The 6381-nt window shown below is 66.5% G+C and carries 7 protein-coding genes; 4 read left to right on the top strand and 3 right to left on the bottom strand.

Annotation, left to right across the window (positions count from 1 at the left end; translation table 11 throughout):
• Positions 1 to 670: DUF222 domain-containing protein (locus AAHH99_RS12470; protein WP_418768887.1), on the bottom strand; the 670-nt coding region annotated here is incomplete at its 3' end.
• 116 nt (positions 671 to 786) lie between these two features.
• The gene (ppk2, locus tag AAHH99_RS12465; protein WP_418768886.1) at positions 787 to 1677 is read right to left on the bottom strand and encodes a polyphosphate kinase 2; all 891 of its coding nucleotides are present in this window, start codon (positions 1675 to 1677) and stop codon (positions 787 to 789) included.
• A 65-nt stretch (positions 1678 to 1742) separates the two neighbouring features.
• Between ppk2 and AAHH99_RS12460 the strand changes: the two genes are divergently transcribed.
• Together AAHH99_RS12460 and AAHH99_RS12455 are read left to right on the top strand one after the other, a co-directional pair.
• On the top strand, positions 1743 to 2360 hold the full coding sequence (locus tag AAHH99_RS12460; protein WP_418768885.1) for a rhomboid-like protein: 618 nt from the start codon (positions 1743 to 1745) through the stop codon (positions 2358 to 2360).
• A 54-nt stretch (positions 2361 to 2414) separates the two neighbouring features.
• Positions 2415 to 3344, top strand: a complete 930-nt coding sequence (locus AAHH99_RS12455) for an NAD(P)/FAD-dependent oxidoreductase (RefSeq protein WP_418768884.1) — start codon at positions 2415 to 2417, stop codon at positions 3342 to 3344.
• Here the strand turns inward: AAHH99_RS12455 and AAHH99_RS12450 are convergent.
• On the bottom strand, positions 3319 to 4200 hold the full coding sequence (locus tag AAHH99_RS12450) for an alpha/beta fold hydrolase (protein WP_418768883.1): 882 nt from the start codon (positions 4198 to 4200) through the stop codon (positions 3319 to 3321). The genes AAHH99_RS12455 and AAHH99_RS12450 overlap by 26 nt on opposite strands.
• Positions 4201 to 4269: 69 nt before the next feature.
• Between AAHH99_RS12450 and AAHH99_RS12445 the strand changes: the two genes are divergently transcribed.
• Positions 4270 to 4854, top strand: a complete 585-nt coding sequence (locus AAHH99_RS12445; protein WP_418768882.1) for a TetR/AcrR family transcriptional regulator — start codon at positions 4270 to 4272, stop codon at positions 4852 to 4854.
• Positions 4851 to 6374, top strand: coding sequence for an FAD-dependent monooxygenase (locus tag AAHH99_RS12440; protein WP_418768881.1), 1524 nt, complete (start codon positions 4851 to 4853; stop codon positions 6372 to 6374). Before AAHH99_RS12445 ends, AAHH99_RS12440 begins: the two co-directional genes overlap by 4 nt.
• The last annotated feature ends 7 nt before the right edge of the window (positions 6375 to 6381 follow it).

The raw sequence follows: 6381 nt of genomic DNA, 5'->3' as shown, positions 1-6381 counted from the left end.
GGTGCACGATCACCGTGGTGTCTTGGCCGTGGGGGCGGCGGGTGGCCTCGGTGTCCCAGCCGGTGTGCACCAGGCGCATGAACGCATCACCCAGGGTGGGAAACGGCGGTTGGCGCCGCAGATCGCCTAGTCGCTGGCGGCGTTCGTGGGTGTCGGCGTCGGTGTCGGGGCCGTGGTCGCGGGTGTGCTCGTTGATCAGCGCGTCGCGGTGTGACTGCAGGGCGGCGTCGAACTTGGCGGCCTCCAACGCGGGCAAGGTGATGCGGTAGGTGGTGAACTGCTCGCCGACGGTTTTGCTCAGCGATGGTTCGGGGGCGGGTGCGGGGCGTTCGGGCTCAGGGCGCGGTTCGAGTTTGGCCGCAAAGCGCAGTTGGCTGACCGTGGCCACCGACGCCAGCTGCGCGTAGTGCTCATCAGAGCCCGCGCCGGCGTGTTGGGCGATCACCCCGACCTGATCGGCCGACAACTGTCCCTGGCGTAGTTGTTCGGTGCAGCGGGGGAACTCCTCGATGCACGACCGCTCCCGCTCGATCGCAGCGACGATGTCCACGATGCGCCCATCGATGGCGTTGCGTTGACCGGCCAGCTCCTCCAGCGCAGCGAACTGCGCCCCCAGCCGCTCATCGGGCGAGAGCTCCTCAGCATCACACGGCGCGGCGCTCAACGTCATAACCGCATCATGACACCGGCCACCGACAAATCCGGCCCCCAACGCCCACCTCGCCAAGATGGTGCACTAAATGCCGAAAACGACCGCCGCTAAGCCGATTCCCGACAACAGGAGCATCAGTCCTCCAGCGCCCGACCAACGATCAACGGGTCCGGCTCACCGACCACCTCGTCGTCCTTGTCGTCATAGTCGAAGCGCGACAACAGGTATCGCATCGCGTTGATTCGCCCCCGCTTCTTGTCGTTGCTCTTCACGACAATCCACGGCGCGTAGTCGGTGTCGGTCGCGACGAACATCTCCTCCTTGGCCCTGGTGTACTGCTCCCACCGATTGACCGCTTCCATATCCATCGACGAGAACTTCCACTGCCGCAGCGGATCGACCAGCCGGATCGCGAACCGCGTCCGCTGCTCGGAGGGGGATACCGAAAACCAGAACTTCGTCAGGTTCAGGCCCGAGTTCACCAGCATCTCCTCGAACGCCGGCGCCTGCCGCATGAACTCGGCATGCTGTTTCGGCGTGCAGAAGCCCATCACCCTCTCCACGCCGGCGCGGTTGTACCAGGAGCGGTCGAACAGCACCATCTCCCCCGCGGTCGGCAGATGCCTGACGTATCGCTGGAAGTACCACTGCGACTTCTCTTCTTCCGTCGGCTTCTCTAACGCCACAACCCGGGCGCCGCGCGGGTTGAGATGCTCCATGAACCGCTGGATCGAGCCGCCCTTACCCGCCGCATCCCGGCCCTCGAACACAATGACGTGCCGCGCGCCGGTGCGTTTGCTCCACTTCTGCAGCTTCAACAGTTCGATCTGCAACTGCCGTTTTATCCGCTCGTATTCGTCGCGACTCATCCGCTCGTCGTACGGATACCGTTCGCGCCACGTCTCGATCGGCTTACCGTCGCGATCGAGCAGTACCGGGTCGTCTTCGTCCTCGTCGTTGACGGTGTATCCGTGGTCGTCGGTCGACAGCGCGTCGAGGTCGATCTCCGAGTCTGCAGTCGTCATCACCGGCTCCTAACGACGCTCACCTACCCGCAAGGCTGCCTGGCTAATCGCGCTAATCTCAGCAGGTGCGGCTTCCCCGCGCCGTCGCCGGCGCCCCGTTCAGCTTCGCGTGGCTGCTCGCCTTGCTCGTCACGACCCGCGTGCAGCGCTCGGCCGGACATCGGGGGTCGCGACGGATTCAGCGACGAAACTCCACGAACCTGCGCCGGCTGCGCAGCGAACCCCACCGCGTGCTCACGACCAGCCTGTTCTGGCTCGACGACCAGAGGTGGTGGCCCTACGTCCCGGTGTTCGTCGGGGTCGTCGCCCCAGCAGAGCGCCGGTTGGGTTGGTGGCGTTGGCTTCTCGTCGGGATCGGCGCGCACATCCTCGCCACCTACGTCGGCCAGAGCTACCTGCGGTTCCTCATCCGTAAGGGCCGAGCGCCGCAGCGGGCGGAGAACGCTCGCGACGTCGGCGTGAGCTACTTCGTCCTCGGGGTGGCCGGTGCCCTGTCGGGCTACACCCGCAAGCCGTGGCGCTCCGGTGCCCAGGCCGCCGCGGCGCTGGCACTGGCCGGTAACGCCGCCGCCCGGCCCACCTTCACCGAAGTCGGCCACCTGAGCGCGTTCCTCGTTGGGCTAGCGACCGTTCCGCTCGCGCCCGACCGCGACGAGCAGCCCTACCCGTCGATACCCCGCTGACCTCGGCACATCAGGCGGAGGTTTCGCGACGGCCACCTCGGGAACGATGTGGTGATGGATTGGGAATGTGCCGTCGTCGGGGGAGGGGCCGCCGGGTTGAGCGCCGCCCTCGTGTTGGGGCGGGCGAGACGACGCACGGTCGTCATCGACGCCGACGAACAGAGCAACCGCGTCTCGAGTGTCATAGGCGGCCTCCTCGGCTACGACCAGCGTCCACCCGCCGAGCTGTACGCGGAAGGACGCCGCGAGCTGTCGGCCTACCCCAGCGTCGAGTACCGACACGGCCAGATCATCAGCGGCCGCCCGGTCGACAACGGCTTCATCCTCGAACCCGACGATGGCGATCCGATTCTCACGAAGCGGGTCCTGCTGGCGACCGGCATGCAGTACAACCCGCCGGACCTGCCCGGGGTCGCCGAGCTGTGGGGTACCTCGGTTTTCCAGTGTCCGTTCTGCCACGGCTGGGAGATGCGCGACAAGCGGCTGGCCACCATGGCCGCCGGCGAGGAGGCGATGCACTCGGCGCTGATGCTTCGCGGCTGGAGCGACGACGTTGTGCTGCTGACCGATGGGCGCACCGACCTGTCACCTGAGGACAAGCAGGTGCTGAAGGCCGCCAACGTGACCATCGAGGACCGTCGTGTCGTCGAATTGCTCAGCGAGGACGGACAACTGAGCGCGATCGCATTCGCCGACGGTGACCGGCTGGCGCGCGACGGTCTGCTCGTCGAGGCGCCCCTCAAGCAACGGTCAGCGCTCGCCGACCAGCTGGGCGCCGCGTGCACACCTGGCCCGCTGGCCGCCGACACCATCAGCATCGACCCGATTCATCGCACCGAGGCCAGTGGCGTGTTCGCCGCGGGCGACCTTTGCAGCGAGCAGCCGTACGTGGCAGGCGCGATCGCCGCTGGGTCGAAGGCGGCGATGATCATCGTGCAGAGCCTGCTCGCCGACCAGTTCAGCCTGCCGTACCCCCCGATCTGAGCGCCCCCGCGGCGACGAACTCTTGCAGCTCGTCGGCGAGGCGGGCGGGCTGATCCAGCGGTATCAGGGTGTAACTGTCGCCGATCTCGACCAGGCGGCCGCGCGGGAAAAGCGACGCCAGACGCCGGCCGTGCTCAACGGGCATCACCCTGTCCTCGGGCGCCCACACCACGAGTACGGGCCGGTCAAAGGTCCGAAGCTGTTCCGTCAGCTCGGCCAGTCGCACCCGAGTCGGCGTTGAGCCCGCGAAGGTGCGCAGGTCGCGCCGCACTCCGCTGTCGACCAACGCGGGTCGGAACCATTGATCCATCACGTCTTTGGGTACCGGATGCTTGGCCATCCAGCCCCAGCCACCAGGGGCGCGGCGGAACCAGTCGAACCGCTGCAGCTGCATCGTCAGCCACAGGGCGCCAGGGATTTTCACGCTGGAGGCGATGGCCTTCCCAGGTAGTCCTGGTGGGAAGTTGTCGAAAGCCTCGCAGGCAACCAGGACCAGTGCGGCGATCCGCTCGGCGCCCTCGGCGACCACGAACTGTGCACCTCCCCAGTCGTTGAGCACCAGCGTGACGTCGTGCAAATCCAACTGTTCGATGAACTCGCCGACCAGCGCCGCGACGCCCTCATGGGTCACCAGCTCCCCACGTCTCATCGGACGTCGGTGGCTGCCCAGCGGCAGGGTCGGACAAATACACCGATACTCGGGCGCCAGCCGCGCAACGACGTTGTCCCACAGAGAGTTATCCATGTTGACCCCGTGCAACAGCACGACGGCGGGGCCGTCGCCGCCGGTGTCCGAGTATTCGATGACTCCGGCGCTCAGGTCGACCCGATGCTGGGTCTGGAGAACGTTTCGCATGGCACCTCCTAGACAGACCGACCGTCGGTTTGTAGCGTAGGACAGGTGCGGGAGATAAAGCAACCCGAAGTGCGGAAGAGCGAAATCGTCGGCGCCGCGCTCAGGCTGTTCACGGAGAACGGGTACGAGAAGACCACCGTCGCAGCGATCATCGGCGAGCTCGGTGTCGCGAAAGGCTGCTTCTACCACCACTTTCGGTCCAAGGACGAAGTGTTCGAAGCCTGCGTGCTGGCGGCCTCGCAGCAGATCGCCGACACGTGGATAGCCGCGCTGACGGATAACTCGCGGTCCCCGACTGCTCGCCTGATGGACTTCCACCTCAGCTACCGGGAGCTGACCGATGCCGCCACCTCGGGCTTGATCGCCGACCTGTACTCGCGGGAGTTCACCGATATGCACCACCGCGTGACGGCGCAGGTCGCCGCCGACGTGCTACCCGCCGTGACCGCGCTGATCGAAGAAGGCGTGCAGCAGGGCGAATTCACGGTCAGCGACCCGCATTTCACCGCCGTCGTCCTGCTCGGTGCCCTGCAGGGACTGCATGAGGCGTACGCCCCGGTCACCGATCTTGATCAGGCCGCGCACCGACGCAAGCTCGTCGAGATGTTCGAGCGACTCCTGGCCGCCAAGATTTCCGTAGAGGAGGATTCATGAACTCCGGCCATACCGATGTGCTGATCGTCGGTGCGGGACCCACCGGTTTGACGATGGCCAATGAACTGGCCCGCCGCGGTATCCGCACCCGCATCATCGACGCCGCGGGCGGACCCAACACCGAGACCCGCGCACTCGGCGTGCAGGCCCGCAGCCTCGAACTCTTCGATCGACAGGGGATCACCGAACAGCTGCTCGCGCGCGGGCTCAAAGCGCGAGTCTTCAACGTGTTCAGCGAGAACCGGCAGATCCTGCGAGCCGACTTCGCCGGCCTGCCGTCACCCTATCCATTTCTGCTGATGATCCCGCAGAACGAAGTGCAAGAGGTCCTCACCGCGAACCTCGCCGCCCTCGGCACACACATCGAGCATCAGGTCGAGATGGTCGATCTCACTCAGAACGCCGACCACGTGAGCGTCGACGTGCGCCGGCCCGACGGCAGCAGTGAAACGGTGCGGGCGAGCTGGATCGTCGGCGCGGACGGGGCGCACAGCACAGTCCGCCGAAAGCTCGGGATGCGGTTCCTGGGCTCGTCGTTCGAGGAGAACTTCGCGGTCGCCGATCTCCGAATGGACTGGGACCTCCCCGGAGACGAGTTCTTCGCGTTCCTCAACCGGGGCAGGTTCGCGGCCTACTTTCCGATGCTGCACGGCTGGCACCGCATAGCGGTCGCACAGTACGAGAAACCCGCGCCCGCCGGCGACGTGACGCAGGCCGAATTGCAGCGCGCCGTCGACGTCTGCGCGCCCCCGGGTGCCAAGATCGCCGAAATCAGGCAGGCCGGCCGGTTCCGGATCAACCAACGCAGAGTCGAATCCCACTCGGCCGGGCGGGTTTTCCTCATCGGCGACGCCGCCCATATCCACTCGGTGGTCGGCGCGCAGGGGATGAACACCGGCATCCAGGACGCCTTCAACCTCGGTTGGAAACTCGCGGCAGTCGTGCGGGGTGAGGCGGACCGAGCGCTGCTGGACACTTACGCCGCCGAGCGGGCGCCGGTTGCCCGACGACTCGTCAAAGGAACCCGGCGCATCACTCGGATGACCCTGCTGCGCAACCCCGTGAGCACGAAGATGCGCCGCACCATCGCGCCGCACATCCTGGCGCGTCGACCGGTCCAGCGCACCCTGTTGCGCGCGATCTCACAGATCGACGTGTCCTATCACGACGGTTCCGGTTCGGCCCCGCCGGACCGTACCGACGTCGGCGATCGAGCACCCGACGTGGTGTTCACCGCTCCGGACGGCTCAGCAGCCCGACTCTTCGACCTGCTGAACAATGAGCGGCACACTCTGCTGCTCCTCGGCGGCGCCGCGCCGCCAGCCGCATTAAATGCTCAGGTGAGCGTCGTGCAGGTTGCCGGCCCGGCAGTCGCCGACGCCTACGGCCTAGCCGACGGTGGGTCAGTGCTCATCCGCCCGGACGGCTACATCGCGTATCGCAGCGTCGCGAAGAACCCGAGGTCTTTGATCGCGGACGTGCGTCGCGCCGTCTCCGAACCTGTACTGGGGCAACGATGAAAGCAGT

This window comes from Mycobacterium neumannii, assembly GCF_048452905.1.
Classification (GTDB): domain Bacteria; phylum Actinomycetota; class Actinomycetes; order Mycobacteriales; family Mycobacteriaceae; genus Mycobacterium; species Mycobacterium neumannii_B.
Note: the sequence above shows the minus strand (reverse complement) of the source record. Positions and strands in the feature narration are given on the sequence as shown.

Bases quoted from the DNA above. Each gene is read 5' to 3' on its own strand.
- ppk2 (WP_418768886.1), bottom strand. From the start codon at position 1,677: ATGACGACTGCAGACTCGGAGATCGACCTCGACGCGCTGTCGACCGAC.
- AAHH99_RS12455 (WP_418768884.1), top strand. From the start codon at position 2,415: ATGGATTGGGAATGTGCCGTCGTCGGGGGAGGGGCCGCCGGGTTGAGC.
- AAHH99_RS12450 (WP_418768883.1), bottom strand. From the start codon at position 4,200: ATGCGAAACGTTCTCCAGACCCAGCATCGGGTCGACCTGAGCGCCGGA.
- AAHH99_RS12440 (WP_418768881.1), top strand. From the start codon at position 4,851: ATGAACTCCGGCCATACCGATGTGCTGATCGTCGGTGCGGGACCCACC.